21 protein-coding genes are annotated in these 23,567 nt (G+C 67.6%); 11 read left to right on the top strand and 10 right to left on the bottom strand.

All coding sequences use genetic code 11. The features are described from left to right. The first annotated feature begins 316 nt into the window (after positions 1-316). Together ACFZCE_RS05205 and ACFZCE_RS05200 are read left to right on the top strand one after the other, a co-directional pair. Entirely contained in the window at positions 317-847 is a 531-nt protein-coding gene (locus ACFZCE_RS05205; RefSeq protein ID WP_390936714.1) for a ferritin-like domain-containing protein, read from the top strand. Positions 848-933: 86 nt separating this feature from the next. After that, positions 934-2,307: a CoA transferase gene (locus ACFZCE_RS05200; protein WP_390936713.1), complete on the top strand. Its 1,374-nt coding sequence runs from the start codon at positions 934-936 to the stop codon at positions 2,305-2,307. Between the two features lie 7 nt (positions 2,308-2,314). Here the strand turns inward: ACFZCE_RS05200 and ACFZCE_RS05195 are convergent, their stop codons facing one another. After that, the gene (locus tag ACFZCE_RS05195; RefSeq protein ID WP_390936712.1) at positions 2,315-3,019 is read right to left on the bottom strand and encodes a CerR family C-terminal domain-containing protein; all 705 of its coding nucleotides are present in this window, start codon (positions 3,017-3,019) and stop codon (positions 2,315-2,317) included. A 100-nt stretch (positions 3,020-3,119) separates the two neighbouring features. Here ACFZCE_RS05195 and ACFZCE_RS05190 point away from each other — a divergent pair, with 100 nt between their 5' ends. The 3 genes from ACFZCE_RS05190 to ACFZCE_RS05180 are packed head-to-tail and all read left to right on the top strand — an operon-like array spanning position 3,120 to position 7,181. Next, positions 3,120-4,205, top strand: coding sequence for an efflux RND transporter periplasmic adaptor subunit (locus ACFZCE_RS05190; RefSeq protein ID WP_390936710.1), 1,086 nt, complete (start codon positions 3,120-3,122; stop codon positions 4,203-4,205). Continuing rightward, a complete protein-coding gene (locus ACFZCE_RS05185; protein WP_390936708.1) occupies positions 4,198-5,763 on the top strand; it encodes a DHA2 family efflux MFS transporter permease subunit in 1,566 nt (521 codons plus the stop codon). The genes ACFZCE_RS05190 and ACFZCE_RS05185 overlap by 8 nt, the downstream gene beginning before the upstream one ends. Next, complete coding sequence (locus tag ACFZCE_RS05180) at positions 5,760-7,181, top strand: efflux transporter outer membrane subunit (RefSeq protein ID WP_390936706.1); 1,422 nt, start codon at positions 5,760-5,762, stop codon at positions 7,179-7,181. The genes ACFZCE_RS05185 and ACFZCE_RS05180 overlap by 4 nt, the downstream gene beginning before the upstream one ends. A gap of 7 nt (positions 7,182-7,188) precedes the next feature. Here ACFZCE_RS05180 and ACFZCE_RS05175 read toward each other — a convergent pair whose 3' ends face one another. Next, a complete protein-coding gene (locus ACFZCE_RS05175) occupies positions 7,189-8,115 on the bottom strand; it encodes a LysR substrate-binding domain-containing protein (RefSeq protein ID WP_390936705.1) in 927 nt (308 codons plus the stop codon). A 121-nt stretch (positions 8,116-8,236) separates the two neighbouring features. Here ACFZCE_RS05175 and ACFZCE_RS05170 point away from each other — a divergent pair, with 121 nt between their 5' ends. The 5 genes from ACFZCE_RS05170 (at position 8,237) to ACFZCE_RS05150 (ending at position 13,453) form a co-directional block, all read left to right on the top strand. Then, positions 8,237-8,974, top strand: a complete 738-nt coding sequence (locus ACFZCE_RS05170; protein ID WP_390936703.1) for an SDR family oxidoreductase — start codon at positions 8,237-8,239, stop codon at positions 8,972-8,974. Between the two features lie 31 nt (positions 8,975-9,005). Beyond that, the gene (denD, locus tag ACFZCE_RS05165) at positions 9,006-9,977 is read left to right on the top strand and encodes a D-erythronate dehydrogenase (protein WP_390936702.1); all 972 of its coding nucleotides are present in this window, start codon (positions 9,006-9,008) and stop codon (positions 9,975-9,977) included. A gap of 37 nt (positions 9,978-10,014) precedes the next feature. Then, positions 10,015-11,382: an MFS transporter gene (locus tag ACFZCE_RS05160; RefSeq protein WP_390936700.1), complete on the top strand. Its 1,368-nt coding sequence runs from the start codon at positions 10,015-10,017 to the stop codon at positions 11,380-11,382. Beyond that, on the top strand, positions 11,379-12,260 hold the full coding sequence (locus ACFZCE_RS05155; protein WP_390936698.1) for an NAD(P)-binding domain-containing protein: 882 nt from the start codon (positions 11,379-11,381) through the stop codon (positions 12,258-12,260). Before ACFZCE_RS05160 ends, ACFZCE_RS05155 begins: the two co-directional genes overlap by 4 nt. Before the next feature lie 62 nt (positions 12,261-12,322). Beyond that, a complete protein-coding gene (locus tag ACFZCE_RS05150; protein ID WP_390936697.1) occupies positions 12,323-13,453 on the top strand; it encodes a mechanosensitive ion channel domain-containing protein in 1,131 nt (376 codons plus the stop codon). A 59-nt stretch (positions 13,454-13,512) separates the two neighbouring features. On the opposite strand, the gene ACFZCE_RS05145 is transcribed toward ACFZCE_RS05150, so the two are convergent. Then, positions 13,513-13,767, bottom strand: coding sequence for a hypothetical protein (locus tag ACFZCE_RS05145; RefSeq protein WP_390936695.1), 255 nt, complete (start codon positions 13,765-13,767; stop codon positions 13,513-13,515). 313 nt (positions 13,768-14,080) lie between these two features. On the opposite strand from ACFZCE_RS05145, the gene ACFZCE_RS05140 reads away from it, so the two are divergent. After that, on the top strand, positions 14,081-15,118 hold the full coding sequence (locus tag ACFZCE_RS05140; RefSeq protein ID WP_390936693.1) for an NADP(H)-dependent aldo-keto reductase: 1,038 nt from the start codon (positions 14,081-14,083) through the stop codon (positions 15,116-15,118). A gap of 6 nt (positions 15,119-15,124) precedes the next feature. Here ACFZCE_RS05140 and ACFZCE_RS05135 read toward each other — a convergent pair whose 3' ends face one another. The 7 genes from ACFZCE_RS05135 to ACFZCE_RS05105 form a co-directional block, all read right to left on the bottom strand. After that, complete coding sequence (locus tag ACFZCE_RS05135) at positions 15,125-16,114, bottom strand: DNA-binding protein (RefSeq protein ID WP_390936691.1); 990 nt, start codon at positions 16,112-16,114, stop codon at positions 15,125-15,127. A 57-nt stretch (positions 16,115-16,171) separates the two neighbouring features. After that, positions 16,172-17,122: a tyrosine-type recombinase/integrase gene (locus ACFZCE_RS05130; protein ID WP_390936690.1), complete on the bottom strand. Its 951-nt coding sequence runs from the start codon at positions 17,120-17,122 to the stop codon at positions 16,172-16,174. 845 nt (positions 17,123-17,967) lie between these two features. Further along, positions 17,968-18,594, bottom strand: a complete 627-nt coding sequence (ycaC, locus tag ACFZCE_RS05125) for an isochorismate family cysteine hydrolase YcaC (protein WP_390936688.1) — start codon at positions 18,592-18,594, stop codon at positions 17,968-17,970. 30 nt (positions 18,595-18,624) lie between these two features. After that, a complete protein-coding gene (locus ACFZCE_RS05120) occupies positions 18,625-20,223 on the bottom strand; it encodes an MFS transporter (protein WP_390936686.1) in 1,599 nt (532 codons plus the stop codon). Between the two features lie 14 nt (positions 20,224-20,237). Next, the gene (locus ACFZCE_RS05115) at positions 20,238-22,082 is read right to left on the bottom strand and encodes an amidohydrolase family protein (RefSeq protein WP_390936685.1); all 1,845 of its coding nucleotides are present in this window, start codon (positions 22,080-22,082) and stop codon (positions 20,238-20,240) included. 11 nt (positions 22,083-22,093) lie between these two features. Beyond that, positions 22,094-22,912, bottom strand: coding sequence for an alpha/beta fold hydrolase (locus ACFZCE_RS05110; protein WP_390936684.1), 819 nt, complete (start codon positions 22,910-22,912; stop codon positions 22,094-22,096). A gap of 29 nt (positions 22,913-22,941) precedes the next feature. Beyond that, positions 22,942-23,508: an antibiotic biosynthesis monooxygenase gene (locus tag ACFZCE_RS05105; RefSeq protein ID WP_390936682.1), complete on the bottom strand. Its 567-nt coding sequence runs from the start codon at positions 23,506-23,508 to the stop codon at positions 22,942-22,944. Positions 23,509-23,567: the final 59 nt, after the last annotated feature.

Here is a 23,567-nt window from a genome sequence, read left to right as displayed (position 1 = left end):
TTCGCCCGGCTGTGCCTACTTAAGCCATTTCAGGGCTTCATGAAGGGATCAATCTGTAAGCTCTGCTGATTTTGTGCATGAGCTTCAGGGCCCCTCGCCCGGCACAGCCGGCCTCCCACAGGTTCTGTGTTGCTCCGTAAATCAAGCGCTTACACAAATCTGGTGGGAGGCCGTGGTCCGGCACTCCGGCTGTGCCGGGCAAAGGGCGGTTATCCGCAACACCGACTGATCATTTTCTCCCGCCCGTGGTCAACATCATTAGCCCGATGGCCAAGCCGCCATCGCCCATGTTAGCCACTCGCAAGGGAGCCACTCCATGGCAGTCGCCAATACCAAAGCCGAACTGAAAACCGTTGCCAACGTCAAGGCCAAGGCCGAACAGCCGCAAGACACCCGCATCCAGAACCAGGCGGAAGTGGGCAAGGCCCTGGCCGTGCTGCTGTCTGACGTGTTCGCGCTGTACATCAAGACCAAGAACTACCACTGGCACATGAGCGGTAGCCACTTCCGTGACTACCACCTGCTGCTCGAAGAACAAGCCACCCAGTTGTACGGCATCACCGACGTGATCGCCGAGCGCGCGCGCAAGATCGGCCAGCCGAGCATCCGTTCGCTGGCGCAGATGGTCGAGCTCAAGCGCCTGGCTGAAAGCGAAGTCGAGGGCCTGACCCCCGAACAGATGCTTACCGAGCTGCACGACGACAACCAATCGCTGGCGGCCTTCATGCGTTCGGCCCACACCGTGACCGACGAAGCCAACGACATCTCCACCACCAGCCTGCTGGAAGAGTGGGTTGACCAGGCGGAAGAACGCGCCTGGTTCCTCGGCCAGACCATCGGCAAATAAGCGATACTGGCGTGTAACAGGCCCCGGCTTAGCCCGGGGCTTTTTTGTGGGGCCGCTGGCGGCCCCTCGCCCGGAGCGAACCCCTCATGCTCGCTGAAGACCTCCTGGCAGCGCTGTGGCGCAGCCAACACCTCCCCGAGGCGGCCCTGGCGCTGTGCAGCCTGCCGGCCGGCCCGTCGCTGTTCCCCTCCTCCTTTGCCGTGGGCCTGGCGGTGCAGGCCGCGGCCGGCGCGGCGGCGCTGGCGGCCTGCGAGCTGGGCCACCTGCGCGGCGTGGCGCGCCAGCACGTGAGCGTGGACAAACTCCACGCCGAGGCCGAAGCCAGTGCCTGGTTCAGCGTCAATGGCGAGGCACCGGCATTATGGGATGCCTTCAGCGGCCTGTACCGCTGCGCCGACGGTTACGTGCGCATCCATGCCAACTTCGAACACCACCGCCACGGCGCCCTGGCGCTGCTCGGGCTGGCCCCGGCCACCGCCACCCGCGCCGAGGCCGAAGCCGCCGCCTTGGGTTGGCCGGCACTGGAACTGGAGCGCCAGGGCGCCGAGCGCGGCTTGGTCATCACCGCCCTGCGCAGCTTCGCCCAATGGGATGCCAGCCCCCAGGGCCAGGCCCTGAAGGGCCGGCCGCTGCTGCAGGTGGCGCGCCTCGGCGATGCCGCGCCGTTGCCCCTGCCGGAGCTGGACCAAAGCCAGCGGCCGCTGGCCGGGGTGCGCGTGCTGGAGCTGGCGCGCATCCTCGCCGGGCCGGTGGGCGGGCGCACCCTGGCGGCCAGCGGCGCCGACGTGATGCTGGTCAACGCGCCCTACCTGCCGAACATCGCCGCCCTGGCCGAAACCAGCCGCGGCAAACGCTCGGCCCACCTTGACCTGAACAGCGCCGCCGGCGAGCAGGCGCTGTGGCAACTGGTCGACGGCGCCCAGGTGTTCCTCCAGGCCTACCGCCCCGGCGCGCTGGCGGCCCGTGGCTTTGGCCCCGAGGCGGTGGCGGCGCGGCGGCCGGGGATCGTTTACGTGTCGCTTTCGGCCTATGGCGACCAAGGGCCCTGGGCCGGCCGGCGCGGGTTCGATTCCTTGCTGCAAACCGCCATGGGCTTCAACCTGGCCGAAGCCGAGGGCTTCGCAGACACCCTGCCGCGCGCCCTGCCCTACCAGGTGCTCGACCAAGCCAGCGGGATGCTGCTGGCCTTTGCCGTGGCCAGCACCCTGCGCCGCCAGCAACTCGAGGGCGGCAGCTGGCACGTGAGCCTGTCGCTGGCGCAAACCGCCGGCTGGCTGCGCGGCCTGCCACGCCTGGGCAGCGTGCCGGCGGGCAATGGCGCGCTCACGCCGTGGCTCGACACCGGCCCCTCAGGCTTTGGCGAGCTGTGCGCGGTGCGCCCCTGCGCGCAACTGGCGCGCACCCCGCTGGGCTTCAGCCGGCCCTCGGTACCGCCGGGCAGCGACGCGCCACGCTGGTAACCCCCGGTTAAGCAGCGCCGCGCTGGCGCACCAGGCCCTCGAGGGCGAAGCGCACGTGGGTCAGCGCCAGCGCGCGGACCTTTTCCATCCGCGCGGCATCCACGCTGTCCCAGCCCAGGCTCTCGAGCAGGCTTTGCCGCTGCACGCGGAACGCCACCACTTGGGTAAACACCGTATGCGCGTGGAGGATGGTCAGCTCGTCGTCGACCGCGCGCCCGGTCAACTGCGCCACCAGGCCGCGGATCACCCGCGCCAGGCGCAGCTTGAAGCGCTCGTTCATCAGGCCGTGGGCGCTGGGTGGGCACTGGCCGGCTTGCTGGCGCGACATGAACTCGCGCCAGGCCGCCGCGCCGGGGCGGTCTTCGATCAGCGCCAGCACCTGGGAGAGAATCCCCAGCACCGCCTCGATGCGCTCGGCGTCGCTCGCCGCCGGGTTGGCCAGGGCCGCCTCGGCGCATTGCGCCGGCGCATCGAGCTGGGCCCAGAGACGCTCGATGATGTGCTCCACACAGGCCAGGTAAAGGCCCTCTTTGTTGCCGAAGTAATACTGCAGCGCGGGCGCGTTGGCGCCCGCCGTGGCGGCGATGTCACGGGTAGACGCAGCGTCGAAGCCCTTTTGCCCGAACACCTGCATGGCGGCGTGGATCAACCGTTCGCGGGTGTCCTCGCCGCGCTGGTAACCGCCTTCGGTGGTGGGTTTGTGCCGTGCCATGCGTGATTTCCGTAAAGGTCAACCGTTGGAGGTTATAACTGTTGACAAAATATGTCTTGCCCGGCGATTTTATTCCAACTGGAATAATTTGGAAGTCACCATGGCCGAACCCACCGCTGTACCCCCCGCACCCGAAGCGCAACAACGCGGCAAAGCGCGCCGCGTGCTGCTCGGCCTGGCCGCGGTGGCCGCGGTCGGCGCGCTCGGCTGGGGGGGTTGGTACTGGCTGCACGGGCGCTTTATCGAAAGCACCGACGACGCCTACCTGCAAGCGGACAGCCTCACCGTGGCGCCAAAAATCAGCGGCTATGTGGCCGAAGTGCTGGTGGCCGACAACCAGCCGGTGCACCGCGGCGATGTGCTGGTACGCCTCGACGGGCGTAAATACCGCGCCGCCGCCGACGAAACCTCGGCCACCATCAGCGCCCGCCAGGCCGACCTGGCCAAGGCCGAAGCCGACCTGACCCAACAGGATGCCAGCATCGCCGAAGCCAAGGCCCAGGTGCTCGGCGCCCAGGCCGATGCGCGGCATGCCGAGGCAGAGGTCAAGCGCTACGCGCCGCTGGCCCGCTCCGGCGCCGAAACCCAGGAGCGCCTGGCCGAGCTGAGCAACCAGCAGGCGGTGGCGCAGAGCACCCTGGCCGCGCGCCAGGCGGCGCTGCGCTCGGCGCAAACCCGCTACGGCACCCTGCAAGCGCAGGTGCTGCAGGCCAAAGCGCAACTGGGCGTGGCCCAGGCCAGCGACGCCCAGGCACGGCTGGACTTCGACGACGCCGAGGTGCGCGCGCCGATCGACGGCCGCGTCGGTGACCGTGGCGTGCGCCAGGGCCAGTACGTGCAGCCGGGCACCCGCTTGCTCACCGTGGTGCCACTGCAGGCGCTGTACCTGACCGCCAACTTCAAGGAAACCCAATTGGGCGCCATGCGCCCCGGCCAGGCCGTCAACGTGCGCCTGGATGCCCTGCCCGGGCGCGAGCTGGCCGGCACCGTAGACAGCTTCTCGCCGGGCACCGGCGCGCAGTTCGCGCTGCTGCCGGCGTCCAACGCCACGGGTAACTTCACCAAGATCGTGCAACGGGTGCCGGTGCGCATCCGCCTCGACCTGCCGGCAGACCTGCAAGGCGTGCTGGTGCCGGGGTTGTCGGCCACCGTCGAAGTCGACACGCGGGGCGCCGAGCATGGCTGAGGCCGCCGCCGCGCCCCAGGCCAATGCCTCGCTGACCGACTGGATCGCGGTGATCGCCGGTTCCCTCGGGGCGTTGCTGGCCACCCTGGATATTTCCATCACCAACTCGGCGCTGCCGCAAATCCAGGGCCAGATCGGCGCCACCGGCACCGAGGGCACGTGGATCTCCACCGGCTACCTGATGTCTGAAATCGTCATGATCCCGCTGGCGGCGTGGTTCACCCGGATCATGGGCCTGCGGCGTTTTCTGATCGTGATGGCGGTGTTGTTCAGCGTGTTTTCCATCGGCTGTGGCCTCTCCGGCTCGCTCACCGGGATGATCCTCTGCCGCATCGGCCAGGGCTTTACCGGCGGGGCGATGATCCCCACCGCGCAGACCATCGTGCGCACCCGCTTGCCGGCCCACCAATTGCCGATCGGCACCACCTTGTTCGGCATGACGGTGATCCTCGGGCCGCTGCTGGGGCCGGTGATCGGCGGCTGGCTGACCGAGAACTTCAGCTGGCGCTGGTGCTTTTTTCTCAACCTGCCGGTCACCGCCGCGCTGGTGAGCCTGCTGTGGACCGGCCTGCCCGCGGAAAAACCCAACCTGCAGGCGTTGTTCAAGGCCGACTGGCTGGGCATCGCCGGGCTGGCCTTGGGGTTGTCTACCCTGACCGTGGTGCTGGAGGAAGGCCAGCGCGAGCGCTGGTTCGACTCGACCCTGATCTGCGCCCTCAGCGCCGCTTGCGCGCTGGGCTTTGCCTTGCTCGCCGCCGGCCAACTGACCGCCCGCCAACCGATCCTGCAACTGGGGCTGTTGGCCAACCGGCGCTTTGCCAGCGTGCTGCTGATCGGCACCTCGGTGGGCGCCGGGCTGTACGGCACCGCCTACCTGGTGCCGCAGTTCCTCGGCGTGATGAGCGGCTACAACGCCCAGCAGGCCGGCGCGGTGATGCTGCTGTCGGGGTTGCCGGCGTTCCTGATGATGCCGATCCTGCCGCGCCTGCTTGGCCGCTGGGACCTGCGCCTGCTGGTGCTGCTGGGGCTGGTGCTGTACTGGGCCAGTTGCTGGGTCGACACCACCCTCACCGCCCAGAGCGTGGGCCATGATTTCGTGCTGTCGCAGTTGCTGCGCGGGGTCGGGCAGATCCTGGTGATGATGCCGCTGAGCCAGTTGTCGATGCGCTCGGTACCGCCAGAGCAGGCTGGCGACGCCGCCGGGCTGTACAACATGTCGCGCAACCTCGGCGGCACCATCGGCCTGGCCCTGCTGGGGGTGCTGATCGACCGCCGCAACCACTTCCACGACGCCGCCCTGCGCGAGTCGATCCACGCCAACAGCCAGCTCGCCCAAGACCAGATCGCCGAGCGCAGCGCAAGCTTCGTGGCCAACCATGGCGACCCAGCCTGGGCCCAATTGCAGGCCATGGGCCAACTGGCCAACGAGATCGCCCAGCAAGCCTCGGCGATGACCTACAACGACGCTTTTTTCGCCTTGGGCCTGGCCATGCTCGCCTGCCTGCCCCTGGCCTTCATGCTCAAGCAGCGCACGGCACAGGCAGGGCCGGCACGATGAAAACACCTTTGTACGCCTTCGCCCTGCTGGCTTTGGCCGGTTGCACCGTAGGCCCGGATTACCACGGCGCGCCGAATGCGGCGCCGCACAGCCTGGCCGCCGGGCGCCTGGCCCACGACCCCGCCAGCGGCCTGCGCCCGGCGCCCGCCGCGCCGTGGTGGCTGGGGCTGGGGGATACCCAGCTCAACCAGTTGGTCAGCCTGGCCCTGGCCCACAGCCCGGACCTCGCCCAGGCCCAGGCACGGCTGCGCCAGGCGCGGGCGAACCTCTCCAGCGAACGCGCCAGCGGCATGCCGAAGGTCAGCACCGATGTGATGATGCTGCGCATGCGTTCGCCGGATACCTCCGCCTTCGGCCTGGGCAGCGGCGGCGGCCGTGGGCCACTGAGCCTGTACCTGGCCGGCTTCGACGCCAGTTGGGAGGTCGACCTGTTTGGCGGCACCCGCCGCGCGGTGGAAGCCGCCGATGCCCAGGCCGAGGGCGCGCTGGCGAACCTGGCCGACAGCCAGGTGCAACTGGCCGCCGAGGTGGTGCAGGCCTACGTTGACCTGCGCGACCAGCAGGCACGCCTGGCCCTGGTCGACGCCACCCTGGCGGTGGAGCAGCAAGCCCTGGAACTCACCCGCCAACGCCGCGAACGCGGGGTGGCCTCGCAGCTGCAACTGGAACAAGTGCTGACCCAGGCACAAACCACCGAGGCGCAACGCCTGCCGCTGCAAACCGGGGTGGTGCAGGCACAAGACGAACTGGCCCTGCTCTGCGGCCTCGAACCGGGTGAGCTGGACGCCCGCCTGGCCAGCCCGGCGCCGTTGCCCCAGGTGCCGGCGCAGGTGCCGCTGGCTGACCCGGCGCAGTTGCTCAAGGCCCGCCCTGACGTGCGCGCCGCCGAGCGGCAACTGGCCCAGCGCACCGCGCAGATCGGCCAGCAGCAGGCCGAGTGGTTCCCCAAGCTGAGCCTGACCGGCGACCTCTCGTTCAGCGCCGGCGACCCTGGCCACCTGCTGCGCAACGCCAACGGCACCTGGCTGGCGCTGCCCCGGCTGACCTGGAACATCCTGGATTTTGGCCGCGTGCGCGCGGGGGTGGAAAACGCCGAAGGCAGCCGCGACGAAGCCCTGGCCCACTATCAGGCGGTGGTGCTCGGCGCCCTCAAGGACGCCGACCTGGCCCTGGCCCGCTATGGCCACCAGCGGCAGAACACCGTGCTGCTGGCCGACGTGGAAGCCAGCGCCCAGCGCGCCGCGAACCTGAGCCGGCAACGCTTCGACGCCGGCACCGCCAGCACCCTGGATTGGCTCGACGCCGAGCGCACGCTGTTCGAGGCGCAGCAGAACCACATCAGCGCCAACGCCGAGCTGGTCAAGGATTTTGCGGCGCTGCACAAGGCACTGGGGATGGGCTGGGCGGTGCAGGGCTGAAGGGCCCTCAAGCCCGGGCCCCCAACGCCCCGATCAACGCCTGCGCTGCCCAGCTCGGCGCTTCGCCGCGGCGGGTGATCACGCCGTAGTCGTCGAGCACCAACGGAAACGGCAGCCCCAGCCGGCGCAGGCGGCCAGCCTGCACCTCGGGCTCGACCATGGCGTCGGCGAGCATGGCGATCATCGGCGCGGTCATCAGCAGTTGCAGGGTGGTGCGCGAGCTGACCGTTTCCACCACATTACCGGGGAAGGCGATACCCGCCTCGGCGAAGGCCCGCTCGGTGCGGGCACGCACCGGGGTGCCGGGTGGGTACACCACCCACGGCCAGTCGCTGAGGGTGGCCAAGGGCAGGCTGGCCACTTCGCACAGCGGGTGCTGGCTGCCCACCACCAGGCTCAGCGGCTCGGGCGCCAGCGGGCGGAAATCGAACAGCTCGCGGTGGCGGTCGAGGGTAAAGCGGGCGATTACCAGGTCCAGCTCTTTGTTCTCCAGGCGCTCGAGCAACAGCGCGCTGGTGTTTTCCTGCACCTGGATGTTCAGCAGCGGCCACTGCTGCTTGACCGCCACGATCGCCGCCGGCAACGCCACCGCGGTGGCGGCGAAGATCGTCCCCACCCGCACCACGCCGTGGCCGCCCGCGTGCAGGTGGTTGATCTGCTCAACGAACTGCCGCGCATCGTTCAAGGCGATGGCCGCGTAGCGCGCCACCTGCTCGCCCAGGTCGGTGGGCGGCATGCTCCGCGGCAGCCGTTGGAACAGCTCGAAGCCCAGCAGCTTCTCGACCTCCCGGAGCATCTTGCTCACCGCCGGCTGGCTGATGTTCATCTGTTGCGCGGTGGCGTGCATGTTCTGCTGGCGGGCCAAGGTGTCGATCAGCACCAGGTGGCGAAAGCGCAGCCAGTTGCACAGCGGGTTGAAGGCGAGTGGCGCCATAGTTGATAACCTGCGGCTATTGAAGCCTGAAAATATGTCATTGGAGATTATCGCGCGCGCACCCTAGCGTAAAGACCACGGTGCGCCACTCAACAACAGCCATAAAAAGGAAAGCCCCCGTATGCTCGCCAACAAACGCGTGCTGATCACCGCTGCCGCCCAAGGCATCGGCCTGGCTTCGGCCCTGGCCTTCCGCGACGCCGGCGCCACGGTGTACGCCAGCGACCTGAACATCGCCCCGCTGCAGGGCATCGAAGGGCTCACGGCGCTGGCCCTGGACGCCACCGACCCCACCGCCATCGCCGCCGCCGAGCGCGACATCGGCCCGCTCGACGTGCTGTTCAACTGTGCCGGCTACGTGCACGCCGGTGACATCCTCGCCTGTGAGCCGAAAGACTGGCAGTTCTCCTTCGACCTCAACGTGACCGCCATGTACCACAGCATCCGCGCCTTCCTCCCGGGGATGCTGGCACGTGGTGGTGGCTCGATCATCAACATGGCTTCGGTGGCCTCCAGCGTGATGGGCGTGCCCGGGCGCTGCGCCTATTCGGCGAGCAAGGCGGCGGTGATCGGCCTGACCAAATCGGTCGCCGCCGACTACGTCAAGCACGGCATCCGCTGCAACGCCATTTGCCCCGGCACCGTCGACTCGCCCTCGTTGCAGCAGCGCATCGAGGCCCAGGCCGCCGCCAGCGGGCAGAGCATCGAGGCGGTGCGCGCGGCCTTCGTGGCGCGCCAACCGATGGGCCGCCTCGGCCAACCGGAAGAAATCGCCGGGCTGGCGCTGTACTTGGCCAGCGACGCCAGCGCCTACATGACCGGCACCGTACAGGTGATCGACGGCGGCATGAGCAATTAACGGCCGCGTTTATTCCACACAAGGACTCCCCATGCGCATTCTCATCACCGGTGGCACCGGCTTTATCGGCAAGCAACTGGCCCAGCGCCTACTCGCCGCCGGCCACTTCACCCTCGACGGCCAGGCCGCCCAGGCCATCGAGCGCATCACCCTGTTTGACGCCTTCCCCGGCGAAGGCCTGCCGCAAGACCCACGCCTGGAAGTGATCACCGGCGACATCGCCGACCGCGCCACGGTGGCGCGCATCACCGACGGCGCCGACCTGGTCTGGCACCTGGCGGCGGTGGTCAGCGCCGCCGCCGAGGCAGACTTCGACCTCGGCATGCAGGTCAACCTGCACGGCCTGCTCAACCTGCTGGAAACCCTGCGCGAGCAGGGCCGTGGCACCCGCCTGGTGTTCAGCAGCGGCTTTGCCGTGTTCGGCGGCGCGCTGCCGGAGGTGGTGAGCGATAACACCGTGGTCACCCCGCAGTCCTCCTACGGCATGCAAAAGGCGGTGGGCGAGCTGCTGGTGGCCGATTACGCGCGCAAGGGCTTTATCGACGGCCGCGTGCTGCGCCTGCCGACCGTGGTGGTGCGCCCGGGCAAGCCGAACAAGGCCGCCTCGACCTTTTTCAGCTCGATCATCCGCGAACCGCTCAACGGCCTGCCGGCGGTGTGCCCGGTCAGCCCAGACACCGAAGTATTCATCAGCTCGCCGCGGCGCATCCTCCAGGCCATGCAGCACGCCATGCAACTGGCGCCCGAGCGCCTGGGCAACGAACGGATCATCGCCCTGCCCGGCCTGACCACCCAGGTGGGTGAGATGGTCGCGGCGCTGGAGCGGGTGGCCGGCAAGCAGGCGGCGCAGTTGATCCAGTGGCAGCACGACCCGGCCATCGAGCGCATCGTCTGCAGTTGGCCCACCCGGGTCGACAGCCCGCGGGCATTGGCGCTGGGCTTCGAGGCCGACACGGATTTCGACAGCATCGTCCAGGCCCATATCGAAGACACCCGCGGCTGACCGCCCCCCCTTACACAACAACAAGAAGAGCGCCACCATGGCCCCCACCACCCCCGCAAGCGAACTGGAACAACAAACCCTCCGGCGCATCACCCGGCGCCTGATCCCCTTTTTGATCGTGCTGTTCGTGGTCGCCTTCCTTGACCGCACCAACGTCGGCTTCGCCGCGTTGCGCATGAACGAAGACATCGGCATCAGCCAGGCCATCTATGGCCTGGGCGCGGGCATTTTCTTCCTCGGGTACTTCGTGTTCGAAGTGCCGAGCAACATCCTCCTGCACCGCTTCGGCGCGCGGGTGTGGATCGCCCGGATCATGATCACCTGGGGGCTGATCGCCGCGGCCATGGGCCTGTTGCAGAACGCCACGCACTTCGTGGTGCTGCGGGTGCTGCTCGGGGTGGCCGAGGCCGGCTTCTTCCCGGGGGTGATCTACCTGCTCTCGCTGTGGTTCCCCAGCCGCTACCGGGCCAGGATTTTCGCCACCTTCTACCTTGGCGTGCCGATCGCCCAGGTGATCGGCGCACCGCTGTCGGTGGGCTTGATGGAACTGGGTGAGCACATCGGCGTGGTCGGCTGGCGGCTGATGTACATCGCCGAAGGCCTGCCGGCGGTGGCGCTGGGTATCGTCTGCCTGTTCTACCTGACCAACCGCCCGGCCGACGCCCACTGGCTGAGCGAAGAACAACGGCGCTGGCTGATCGACACCCTCGACCGCGAAGAACGCGCCAAGCCCACCGCCGCCGACGCCCACCTGAGCAAGCGCCAGGCCATCGGCAAGGCCTTGAGCAACCCCACCGTGTGGCTGATGGCGTTCGTGTACTTCGGCATCACTTCGGGCTCCAATGCGATGAACTTCTTTTTGCCCAGCGTGCTGCAGTCGTTCCGCGCCACCTTCGGCCTGGAATTGGGCCTGATGCAAAACGGCCTGCTGACGGCCATCCCCTATGCCTTCGCGGCGGTGTGCATGCTGCTGTGGAGCCGCCATTCCGACCGCTACCAGGAACGCCACTGGCACGCTGGCGGCGCCGCGTTGCTGGCGGCGGTGTCGATCACCGTGGCGTTGATCATCAACCAGCCGTGGGTGATCGTGATCGGCTTTACCCTGCTGGCGATCGGCGTGTACAGCGCGATCAACGTGTTCTGGGCGGTGCCCGGCCAGGCCCTGACCGGCGTCGGCGCGGCCGCCGGGATCGGTTTGATCAACTCGATCGGCAACCTCAGTGGGTTCTCCGGCCCGTACATCACCGGGCTGCTGTACACCACCACCGGCAGCTATACGCCGGGCTTTTTGATCATCGCCGCGCTGGTGGCAGCCGGCGGCATCGGCATGCTGCTGAGGCCCCGTGGGGTGATCGCCAAGGCCCCGGCGCCGGGCACCGAAGCACTGCGCGAGGGCCAGGCATGAGTACCCGCATTGGTTTTATCGGCACCGGCATCATGGGCGCGCCGATGGTGCGCAACCTGTTGGCCGCCGGCCACAAGGTGCAGGTGTGGAACCGCTCGGCCGAGCGCCTGGGCGCGCTCGCCGAGGCCGGCGCGGTGCTCTGCCAGCAGCCACGGGACGTGGGCGTGGGAGTGCAGGCGCTGGTGTGCATGCTCAGCGACGGCCCCACCTGTGACCAACTGCTATTTGGCGAACAGGGCGCCACCGCCGGCCTCGCGGCCGGTGCGCAGGTGGTGGTGATGAGTTCCATCCCGGTACCCACCGCCCGCGCCCAGGCGGCGCGCTGCCAAGGGCTGGGGCTGGAGTACCTCGACGCGCCGGTCAGTGGCGGCGAGCGCGGCGCCCGCGAGGGCAGCCTGGCGATCATGGCCGGCGGCAGCGAGGCGGCCTTCGCCGCCGCCGAAGGCTGGCTCGGCGCCCTTGGCCGGCCGGTGCATGTGGGCCCCGCCGGCTGCGGGCAACTGGCCAAGCTGGTCAACCAGTTGATCGTCGCCAGCACCTTGGCCACCGTCGCCGAGGGCCTGCTGCTGGCCGAGCGCGGCGGCGCCGACCCGGCCAAGGTGCGCCAGGCCCTGGCCGGCGGCTTTGCCGATTCGCCGATCCTGCGCCAGCACGGCGAGCGCATGCTCAGCGGCGACTTCCGCCCCGGTGGCCCGGCCAAATGGCAGCACAAAGACACCCGCACCGCCCTCGCCGAGGCCGCCGAACTGGGCCTGGCGTTGCCGGTGGCCGAGGTGGTCGACCGGTTGTTCGGCGAGATGGTCGCCGCCGGTGACGGCGACCTCGACCACGCCGGGGTGATCCGCCAGCTCAAACGTTTCAACGCCCTGGCGCTGTAGCCGGGGAACCCTGGCCAGAGCCTTCGGTCGGTACAAGGTGACCCACCGAACGGAGCTGGCCGATGAATGACCTGATCCCCGAAGCGTGGCTGGATCGCGTGCCCATGCCCTGGGTAAGCACGTTGATCGCCGCCGTTGTCGCCGTACTCGTGATCCTGGTCATCCGCTGGGTCGGCCTGGCGGTGCTGCGGCGCATTGCCAGCGCCTTCACCCTCGCCCAGCAATTGGTTGAACACTCCAGCAAGCCCAGCCTGTGGCTATTGCCCCTGCTGGCGCTGCAGTCGGTGTGGACCAACGCCCCCGACGACCTCTACCTGATCAACAGCGTGCGCCACGTCAACGGCCTGCTGCTGCTCGGGGCGTTCGTGTGGTGGGCGCTGCGCTGCGTGCGCGCGGTGGCTGAAACAGTGAACCTGCGCAACCCCCTGGAAGTGGAAGACAACCTCGCCGCGCGGCGCATCCAGACCCAGGTACGGGTGCTGGTGCGGTGCCTGAACGTGGTGGTGATCCTCTTCGGCACCGGGCTGATGCTGATGAGCTTCCCGGCGGTCAAGCAGATCGGCACCAGTTTGCTGGCGTCGGCGGGCCTGGCCGGGCTGGCCGCCGGTTTTGCCGCCAAGCCCGTGCTGGGCAACCTGATCGCGGGGTTGCAGATCGCCATCTCGCAGCCCATCCGCCTGGACGACGTGGTCATCGTCGAGGGCGAATGGGGGCGGATCGAGGAGATCACCGGCAGCTATGTGGTAGTGAAGATCTGGGACGAACGGCGCCTGGTGGTGCCGCTGACCTACTTCATCGAAAAACCGTTCCAGAACTGGACGCGCTCAAGCTCGATGCTGATCGGTTCAGTGTTCCTCTGGGTCGATTATTCCCTGCCACTGGAGGCCCTGCGTGACGAGGTCAAGCTGATCTGCGAAGAAATTCCCCATCTGTGGGACGGCCGAGTGAGCGTGCTGCAGGTCACCGACACCAGCGAAAAGTCGATGCAACTGCGCATTCTGCTCAGCTCGGCCGATTCGTCCAGGAACTGGGACGCACGCTGCCACATGCGCGAGCGCCTGATCACCTGGATCAACCGGGAATATCCGCAGTGCCTGCCGTTGCTACGCGCCGAAATGTCGACACGCGTGAGCCGCCCGGATGTTCACGAACCCGTGAAACCCCAGGATGTAGAGCGTCAGCCACCGGTATGAATCTTGTTCTTGGAAGGGCCGCTTCTTCGAGCGGGCGGTGTAGCGAGGGTGTTGCGGTGTTACAGCATCTGGTCGTTGGTCATCATGGCCTGTACGACGATGCCTTTTTGCTGCTCGGTGAGCTGGTCCCACAGGTGGGTCTTGGCGTAGAAGCCCAGGCCACCGGCGATGTACAGCGCCAAACCGACGATCATCACCCACGACGCCAGGGAAAACCCTTCTTGCTCTTCGTCGTAGCCGCGTGCCTGCGGGGTGATGCTTTCCATGATGCGTTTGAAAAAGTGAGACAGGTACAGCAGTACTTGGCGCCCCATGGCAACTATTCGAACCTCGTGTGTTTAACGGACAGAACCCGCAAGCGCTCGCTGCGGCTGTGCCATCGAACAGGGCTCGGTGCCCGGTCGGCCTCTCGGAAGATGCAGGCCTACTCGACTAGTGCCGGGCACGGGAGGGAGCCTTGCCCACGGCGGTTGTATGATAACTTAGGTGGTGGACGATGACTAATTAGTTTGCTAAATGTTTCCGACGAAAGGCGGCGCCGTTACCGCCCCTCCCCGCTGCGTGTTTCCCTCGCTTTCAGCCTGATGCCCGGCACCGGTGCCGGGCACGCTCAACTAAGGATACGTCATGCAATTTCGCCCTCTTGGCCGCACTGACCTGCAGGTCAGCGCCCTTACCCTCGGCACCATGACCTGGGGTGAACAAAACACCGAAGCCGAAGCCTTCGAACAGATTCGCCTGGCCAAGGCCGCGCGGGTCAACGTGCTCGACACCGCCGAAATGTACCCGGTGCCGCCCGGTGGCGAGACCTACGCCACCACCGAACGCATCATCGGCAATTACTTCAGGAAGTTCGGCGACCGCGCCGACTGGATCCTCGCCAGCAAGGTCGCCGGCCCCGGCCGCATGGACCACATCCGCGACGGCAACCCGCGGCTTGACCGCAAAAACATCACCGCCGCGCTGGAGGCCAGCCTCAAGCGGCTGAACACCGATTACCTCGACCTGTACCAGTTGCACTGGCCCGACCGCAAAACCAACTTCTTCGGCAAGCTGGGCTACACCCACCACGCCGATGACCAAAGCACGCCGATCGAAGAAACCCTCGAGGTGCTGAGCGAGTTGGTCAAGGCCGGCAAAGTGCGCCACGTGGGCCTGAGCAATGAAACCCCGTGGGGCACCATGCGCTTTGCGCAGTTGGCCGAAAGCCACGGCTGGGCGCGGCCGGTATCGATCCAGAACCCCTACAACCTGGTCAACCGCAGCTTTGAAGTGGGCCTGGCTGAAGTGGCCATCCGCGAGCAGATCGGCCTGCTGGCCTATTCGCCGCTGGCGTTCGGCGTGCTCGCCGGCAAGTACCTCAACGGCGCGCGCCCGGCCAAGGGCCGGCTGACCCTGTTCGAGCGCTTCCAGCGCTACAACAACCCGGAAACCACCCTCGCCACCGAGGCCTACGTGCAACTGGCCCGCGAGCACGGCCTGGACCCGGCGCAAATGGCCTTGGCGTTCGTCACCCAGCAGCCGTTCGTGACCAGCAACATCATCGGCGCGACCACCCTCGAGCAGCTGCAGAGCAACCTGGCCAGCGCCGAACTGGTGCTCAGCGCCGAGGTGCTGCAAGGCATCGAGGCGATCCACCAGCGCCAGCCCAACCCGGCGCCGTAAGGCGCGTCAGCCGCGCGCCGCGGGCGGCTCGGCGGCCCGCAGGCGCGCCACCTCGGCGTTGGCCACCGCCAGCGCTTCGCGGGCCTGGGCCAGCGCCTGCTGCTCGGCGCGCAACTGCTGGGCCTGCTCGCCGCGCTCAGCCTTGAGCTCGGCCAGTTGTTCGAGCAGCACCGCGCGGGCACCGGCCTGTTGCGCCACCTGGGCTTGCAGCGCCGCCAGCGCCTCGGCCTGGCCCGCGGCAGCCTGCTGGGCCTGAACCAACGCCTGCTGCTGTTGCTCGCTACGGGCCAGCAGGCGCTGCTGCTCACGCTCGACCCGGCTCAGTTCCTCTTGGCACACCGCCCACTGCTGCTGGTGTTGGCGCGTTTGTGCCTGGGCTTGCTGCAACTGGCCTTCGTGGCGGCGCAGTTCTTCTTCACGCTGCTGCTGGGCGGCGGCACGGTAGTGCTCCAGCGCCTCGCGGGCGTGGCGGTGTTTGTCTTCGAGCGAGGCCACCTGGGCGAGCTTGTCGTCCACCCGGGTTTGCAGGTCGGCGTTGGCCTGGGTCAGCCGGGCGTTGCGGGTGTGCTCGGCCTGCAGCGAGGCCTGGGCCACTTCGCGGGCTTCGGTCTCGCTGGCCAGGGCTTCGCGGGTCACCGCCAGCGCCTGGGCGGTATTGGCCAGCTCCACCTGGGCCGCGCTCAGCTGTTCGGCGGCCTGCTCGCATTCGGCCTGGTGCTTTGCCTCGCTGGCGTCGATGCGCTGCTGCGCCTCGCCGAGCAGGCGCTCGGCCAGTTGCGAGACCAGCGTGGTGAGCTCGTCGCTGATCGAGCTGGCGCCCTCGGCGAGCGAGCCCTCTTGCGCCTCCAGCGCCTTGAGCAGGCGGTGGATGGTGGTTTTCGAGCCGGTGTTGCCCAGCTCGATGCGGATGGCGTCGATGCTCGGGTTTTCGCCGCGGGCGATGATCGCGTCGCGGGCGTGCTGCACGCTGTCCTGGGTGATGCCAACTCGGGCCATCGGGTCACTCCGCCTTGCAGTCGGCTGTGGATCGGGGGGCGGCGATTCTAAACCAAATCACGCAGGCTCGCTGCCCGGCAAACGCCACGGGCCGCCCTGGGTGAAGCGGTTGCTGGCCTCAAGGTAGCGCAGCGCCGAGGCGGGGTCGCGCCAGCCAACGTAGCTCATCAACGACTTTTGGTCCCAGCCGTTGCTCGCCGCCCAACCGGCAAAGCCACGGCGTAGCGAGTGGCTGCTGATGCCCTGCTCGGCCACCCCGGCCTCGCGCAGCAGCGCCCGCAGCAAACCGCCCAGGCTGTACGGGTGCAGCGCCTGCTCGCCGAGCTTGCCCCAGCGGTCGACCCGGCGGAACACCGGGCCGTGGGCGATCCCGGCATGGGCAATCCACGCCTCATAGGCCTGCACCGGGCACAGCGCCTGCAGCGCCGGCACTGGGTAGTGCTGGCCGTGGTTGTGGCGGTCGGTTTTGCTGCTGGGCAGGAACAGCGTCATGCCCTCGCCGCGCTCGACCACGTTCCACTCCACCCGCAGGCGGCACAGTTCATCACTCCTGAAGGCCCGCCAGAAGCCCACCAGCAATAACGCACGGTCGCGCAGCAGGCGCATCAGCCGTGGCTCGGCGGCGGCGCGGGCCTGCTCCACCTGCTGGTCGAGCCAGCGCGCGCAGCGCTGCAGCGCCGCCAGCTGCAACGGCTGGGCCTGCTTGAGGGTTTGCGGGTGGCTGGCGCGGATGCCGCGCAGCACTTCCTTGACGATCGGCGCCTTGGTCGGGTCTGGGAAGCCCTGGGCGTTGTGCCAATGGGCGAGGCCGGCCAGGCGCGCTTTTAACGTACTGACCGCGAGGGTGGCGGCGTGGTCGGCCAGGTAGGCGGCCACGTTATGCGCGCTGGCCGGCAGGAAGCCGCCCCAGCTTTGTTCGTAATGGGCCACCGCGGCCTGGTAGGCCCGCTCGGTGTTGGCGCGCCGGCCGGCGGCGCGGTAGCGCTCGACGGCGGAAAGTTCGGCCATGGGGGTGCCTCGTATCGGCTGTATCAATGGGGCGGCGGTTAAGGGCCGCCCGGAGTGTCAAGGTTGGATAAATCCATATTATCCAACTTCTTATTTCTCTCAAAGTGATGAGATATTTTTCTTTATATGATACGTACCACTGCATTACGTACCATGGTATGTAAAAGCGCTAAATCGTAGCTCTCGATGGTTGCGCAACCATTGATGTGGCGTTTGAGGGCCCATCGCCCGGCACAGCCGGCCTCCCACCGGTTTTGTGTAAGGCATTGATTTACGTAGCAATACAGAGCCCGTGGGAGGCCGGCTGTGCCGGGCGATGGGCCTTGAAACTCATGCACAAAATCAGCAGAGCTCACAGATCGCCCCCCTCCATGCAGTACTGAAATGACTTAAGTGAACAGCACTACGGCACAGCCGCCCACGGATTGAACTGGAGCTATAGGAAGGGCTTTAGAGTTGCTTTGCTCTTGCTCTTGCTTTTGCTTTTGCTTTTGGTGCGCGATCACCCAGGCCCTGGAGCGGCGCCGAAGCGAGGGAACCCCCGCCGCAGGCGGGGGCCGGACGATTGAGCGCAATGCCTTTTGGTTACTTTTGGGCGAAACCAAAAGTAACCCGCCGTAAAAGGCGGAAGGTGAAGTGATGTCGCCACAGGAAACGGATCAGCTCACTTACTCAAAACCATAGAATCTTCCACCAGATGTGTGTAAGCCATTGATTTACGAGTAAATGCAAAGCCCATGGGAGGCCGTGGTCCGGCACTCCGGCTGTGCCGGGCGATAGGCCCTGAAGCCGGGCACAAAAAAGCCCGTACCCCCGCTACAGGGAGTACGGGCCCGATACCACCCTTACTGGTTGGCGGTCAGGGTGAAGTAGCTGGTCATCAGGTTGCGGTAGTTCGGGATGTGGTTCGACAGCAGCGCGCCGAGGCCTTCGATGTCGTTGCGCCAGTCGCGGTGCAGCTCACAGGCCACGCTGAACCAGTTCATCATCTGCGCGCCGGCGGCGCTCATGCGCGCCCAGGCGGCTTGTTGCACGGTCTTGTCGAAGGTGCCGGAGGCGTCGGTGACCACGAACACGTCAAAGCCTTCGGCCAGCGCCGACAGGGTGGGGAACGCCACGCACACGTCGGTGACCACGCCGGCGATGATCAACTGCTTGCGGCCAGTGGCCTTGATCGCCTTGACGAAGTCTTCGTTGTCCCAGGCGTTGATCTGGCCTGGGCGGGCAATGTAGGGGGCTTCAGGGAACAGCTCTTTGAGCTCTGGCACGATCGGGCCGTTGGGGCCTTTTTCGAAGCTGGTGGTCAGCACGGTCGGCAGCTTGAAGAACTTGGCCAGGTTGGCCAGGGCCAGGACGTTGTTCTTGAAGTCGCTAGGGCTGAAGTCTTGCACCAGCGAGATCAGCCCAGCCTGGTGGTCGACCAGCAGTACGATGGCGTCATCTTTGTTCAAGCGGTTGTAAGGGGTAGCCATGGGTCATGCTCCATTTACGGTAGGTTTAGGTCAACGGGTGGGCGCGCCCAGCAGGTGGCGGATGCCCACCGGCACCCCCGCCTGTTGGTAGCGCCGTGCAGCGGCTTCGATGCGTTGCTCGGCACGGGTCACTCGGCCGTGATGGCGCAGGTGCTCAAGCCAGGACTCATCGAAGAAGAACTCTTGCCAAACGCTGGGGTCGGCGGCGTCTTGCACCAGCCCCCAGGAGAACGCGCCGTTGCGCTGGCGCATGCGTTTTACCGCCTGCATGGCCTGCTGGAACGGCGCGGCATCGGCCGCGGCGATGCGGTATTCGAGGGTGACCAGCACCGGGCCGCGCTCTTGTTCGAGGGCCGGGTCGAGCAGCGGCGCCGGCCAGTGCAGTGACGGCGCGAGGTCTTCGGCCGCGGTGGTCGGCAGCGGGTAGCGCCAGCGCGCGACCAAGCCGACCACCAACAGCAGCGCGCCGCCGCTGAAGGCCGTGGCCATCGAGCCGTGGCTGGCCACCGCGCCCCAGAGCGCCGCGCCGAGCGCCGAGCAGCCGAAGTACACCAGGATGTACACCGCCAGCGCCCTCGCCCGCACCCACGCCGGCACCGCGGTTTGCGCCGCCAGTTGCAGGCTGGAGAGCACGGCGATCCAGGCCGCGCCGCTGAGCAGCATCAGCGGCGCCAGGGCGCCGAACGCGCGCACCCAGGCCAGCCCGAGCAGCACGGCCGCGTACAGCAGGGTGGCGCCGAACATCAGCGCATCGGGGTGCAGCCGCGCCCGCAGCCGCGGCAGCAGCATGGCCCCGGCAATCGCGCCGATGCCCACGCAGCCCAACAGCACACCGTAGTCGGCGGCCGTGCCGCCCAGCTCGCGGCGCACCAGCAGTGGCAGCAAGGCCATGCCCGGCGCCGCGCCGAGGAAAAACACCGCGGTACGCACCAGCACCGCTTGCAGCGGCCGGGCGCTGCGGGCATAGCGCGCGCCGTTACGGATAGCCCCCCACAGGCGTTCGGCCGGCAATACACTGCTGGTGGGCGTGCGCTGCCAGGCCCAGAGCGCGCCGATCACCGCCAGGAACGACACCGCGTTCAAGGCGAAGGTCAGCCAGGGCCCGGCCAGGCTCACCAGGACCCCGGCGATCGCCGGGCCGATGGCGCGCGCCACGTTCACCCCCAGGCTGGACAGCGCCACCGCCGCCGGCAAAGCCTCGCGGCCCACCAACTCAGGCGCCAGCGCCGACCAGGCCGGCATCATCAGCGCGGTCCCGCAGGCCATGGCGAAGGTCAGCGCCAGCAACAAGGGCGCGCTCATCTGCCCGAGCAGGGTCAACAGCGCCAACAGCGCCGCGACCGCGGCCATCCACACCTGCACCCGCAGCAGGTGCAGGCGTTTGTCGACGATGTCCGCCAGGGCCCCGGCTGGCAGCGCCAGCAGGAACACCGGCAGCGCCCCGGCCACCTGCACCAGGGCCACCGCCAGCGGGCTGGCCGAGAGCGAGGTCATCAACCAGCCGGCGCCCACCTCGTGCATCCAGGTGCCGATGTTCGAGGCGATGCTGGCCAGCCACAGCCAGCGGAAGGTGCTGACCGTCAGCGGGTGCCAGGGCGAGGCGCTGGCGGCGTGTGCGGGGGTACTCATCTCAAGCCGCCTGTTCAGAAGCTGAAGCAGGAGCAGCCAAAGGCGCCCCAGAAGCCGCTGAAGTCCGCCACCGGCACGCTGCTCAGGCGGGCCTTTTCATGGCTGTGGCCGTGCACCCCGCAACTGCCCACGCAGTGGTGCACCTGCTGCTGCAGCGGGGCGTTCTGTGGCCGCCAGTGGCCGGGGACCAGCGCCACCGGCGACCATTCCGGCACCACCGGCAGCGGCGCCGGGCCCAGGTCGCGGAAGCGATCAGCGCCATACACCACCTTGCCGCCGACCACCGTCAGCACCGACTCGATGGTTTTGATGGCGTCTTCTTCAACGCTGAAGAAGTCTTCGCTGAGTACTGCCAGGTCGGCCAGTTGGCCTTCTTTGATCTGGCCCTTCTTGCCCTGTTCGGACGAGAACCACGCGCTGCCCTGGGTGAACAACTGCAACGCGGTAGCGCGCGGCAGGCCCTCGGGGTACAGCGCCAAGCCGCCGACGGTTTTGCCGCTGACCAGCCAGTAGAGGGAGGTCCAGGGGTTGTAGCTCGACACCCGCGTGGCGTCGGTGCCGGCACCGACCGGCACGCCTTCGGCGAGCATGCGCTGGATCGGCGGGGTGTGCTCCGCGGCGTGGCTGCCGTAGCGGTCAACGAAGTATTCGCCCTGGAAGGCCATGCGGTCCTGGATGGCGATGCCGCCGCCCAGGGCCCGCACCCGCTCGATGTTGCGCGGGGTGATGGTCTCGGCGTGGTCGAAGAACCACGGCAGGCCGTTGAACGGGATGTCGCGATCGACCCGCTCGAACACATCGAGCATGCGCGAAATCGACTCGTCATAGGTGGCGTGCAGGCGGAACGGCCAACGGTGCTCGACCAGGTGGCGCACCACCGGTTCCAGCTCGGCCTCCATGCTCGCGGCCAGTTCCGGGCGCGGCTCGAGGAAGTCTTCGAAGTCGGCGGCAGAGAACACCAGCATCTCCCCTGCCCCGTTATGGCGGAAATAATCCGTGCCTTGCTGGTAGGTCACGGTGCGCGTCCAGTGCTGGAAGTCGGCGAGTTCTTCCTTGGGCTTCTGGGTAAACAGGTTATAGGCGATGCGCACGGTCAGTTGGCCGGCGTCGGCCAGTTGCTGTACCACTTCGTAGTCGTCGGGGTAGTTCTGGAAGCCGCCACCGGCGTCGATCACGCTGGTCAGGCCGAGGCGGTTGAGCTCCCGCATGAACTGCCGGGTGGAGTTCACCTGGTATTCCAGCGGCAGCTTCGGCCCCTTGGCCAGGGTGGCGTAGAGGATCATCGCATTGGGCCGGGCGATCAGCATGCCGGTGGGCTCGCCGTTGGCGTCGCGCTGGATCTCCCCGCCCGGCGGGTTGGGCGTGTCCTTGGTATAGCCGACCACGCGCAGCGCGGCCTTGTTGAGCAGCGCGCGGTCGTACAGGTGCAGCACGAACACCGGGGTGTCGGGCGCGGCCTTGTTGAGTTCTTCCAGTGTGGGCAGGCGTTTTTCGGCGAACTGGAATTCGTTCCAGCCACCGACCACCCGCACCCATTGCGGGGTGGGGGTACGCTGCGCCTGCACGCGCAGCATCTCCAGGGCATCGGCCAACGACGGCACGCCTTCCCAACGCAGTTCCAGGTTGTAGTTCAGCCCGCCACGGATCAGGTGCAGGTGCGAGTCGTTCAGGCCTGGAATGGCCGTGCGCCGCTGCAGGTCGATCATCTGCGTGCCAGCCCCTCGGTGGCGCATGATCTCGGCATCGGTGCCCACCGCGAGGAACTTGCCCTCGGCGATGGCCACGGCAGTGGCATAGGGTTGCTCCGGGTCAACGGTGTGCAGCTTGCCGTTGAACAGGATCAGGTCGGCGTGGTTCATACGTCAGCTCCTCAACCGGCCAGGAAGGCCAGCAGGTCTTGGTTCAATTGCTCACCGTGGGTCACGGCAAAGCCATGGGGGGCGCCGGGGTACACCTTCAATTGCGCGCCTTCGATCAGCTCGGCGGCCAGCTTGCCGGTGGTTTCGAACGGCACGATCTGGTCGGCGTCGCCGTGGATCACCAGGGTCGGCACGTTGATCTTGGCCATGTCTGGGCGGAAGTCGGTTTCGGAGAACGCCGTCACGCAGTCCACCGTGCCCTTGAGCGAGGCCAGCAGGGCCACGTTGAGGGTTTGCGTCAGCGCGCCCTCGGACACCACCTGGCCCTGGTTGATGCCGTAGAACGGCGTGGCGAAATCGGCGATGAACTGCGCGCGGTCCTTGAGCAGGCCGTCGCGGATGCCGCTGAATACCTCCATCGGCACGCCGGCGCCGTAGCCGTTGATCTGGCCGAAGATCGGCGTGACCGCGCCGAGCAGGGCCAGCTTGGCCACCCGCGCGTGGCCATGGCGGGCGATGTAGCGGGTCACGTCGCCGCCGCCCATGCTGAAGCCGACCAGGGTCACCTCGCTCAGTTGCAGGTGCTCGATCAGCCCGGCGATGTCATCGGCGAAGGTGTCGTAGTCGTAGCCTTCCCACGGCTGGCTGGAACGGCCAAAGCCGCGGCGGTCGAAGGCGATCGCGCGGTAGCCGCGGCTGGCCAGGAAGTGCATCTGGTATTCCCACATGTCGGCGTCCAGCGGCCAGCCGTGGCTGAACAGCACCGGTTTACCGGTGCCCCAATCCTTGTAGTAGATCTCGGTGCCATCGGCGGTGACGAAAGTGCTCATGGTTAACTCCTGTCGGGATAGCAAAAGGCTCAGCGGGCGCTGAGCCAGTGGGAACACCAGCGGGTGACCTGCGGCATGATCACGAACACCACCGGCACCACGATGCACAGGGTGATCAACAGGTTGCTGGGGATGATCCCGCCGAGAGCGGGAACGCGTTCGAACAGCGGCCGCCACAGCGCCGGGATGACCATCGTCAGCGGGCAGATCACCAGGTAGGTGAGCACTGCCTGCTTCCACTTCGGTGGCTGCGGGCTGTCGGCGCGCGGCGGGGTGAACCAGAATTCGGCGTCGGCGTGCACCAGCGGGTGGTCGCCCTCTTCGAGCAACGGCGCCACCTCCTTGATCAACGCGGCGCGTTCGGCCGAGTCGATCCAGTGTTGCAATTGCTCTGCCTCGGCGAAGCGCACCACGGTGGTGAACATCGTTCCGCCGCTGTCGGGGCGGATCACGTTCACCCCGAGGTGGCCCGGCTGGGCCTTGGCCGCCAGCACGGTGTGCCTGAGCCAGGTTTCGTATTGCGCCAGTGCGCTGGGGCGCACCTTGTGGTGGATGACCAGGGTGACCACCTTGTTCAGGTCGATCGGCGAGCTCATGGCGTGGCCTGTGCGAGTGAGGACAGGGCCCACTATCGGCGCAGCGGCGGCGAAAGAAT

It is taken from the genome of Pseudomonas sp. NPDC007930 (assembly GCF_042958985.1).
GTDB lineage: Bacteria > Pseudomonadota > Gammaproteobacteria > Pseudomonadales > Pseudomonadaceae > Aquipseudomonas.
Note: the sequence above shows the minus strand (reverse complement) of the source record. Positions and strands in the feature narration are given on the sequence as shown.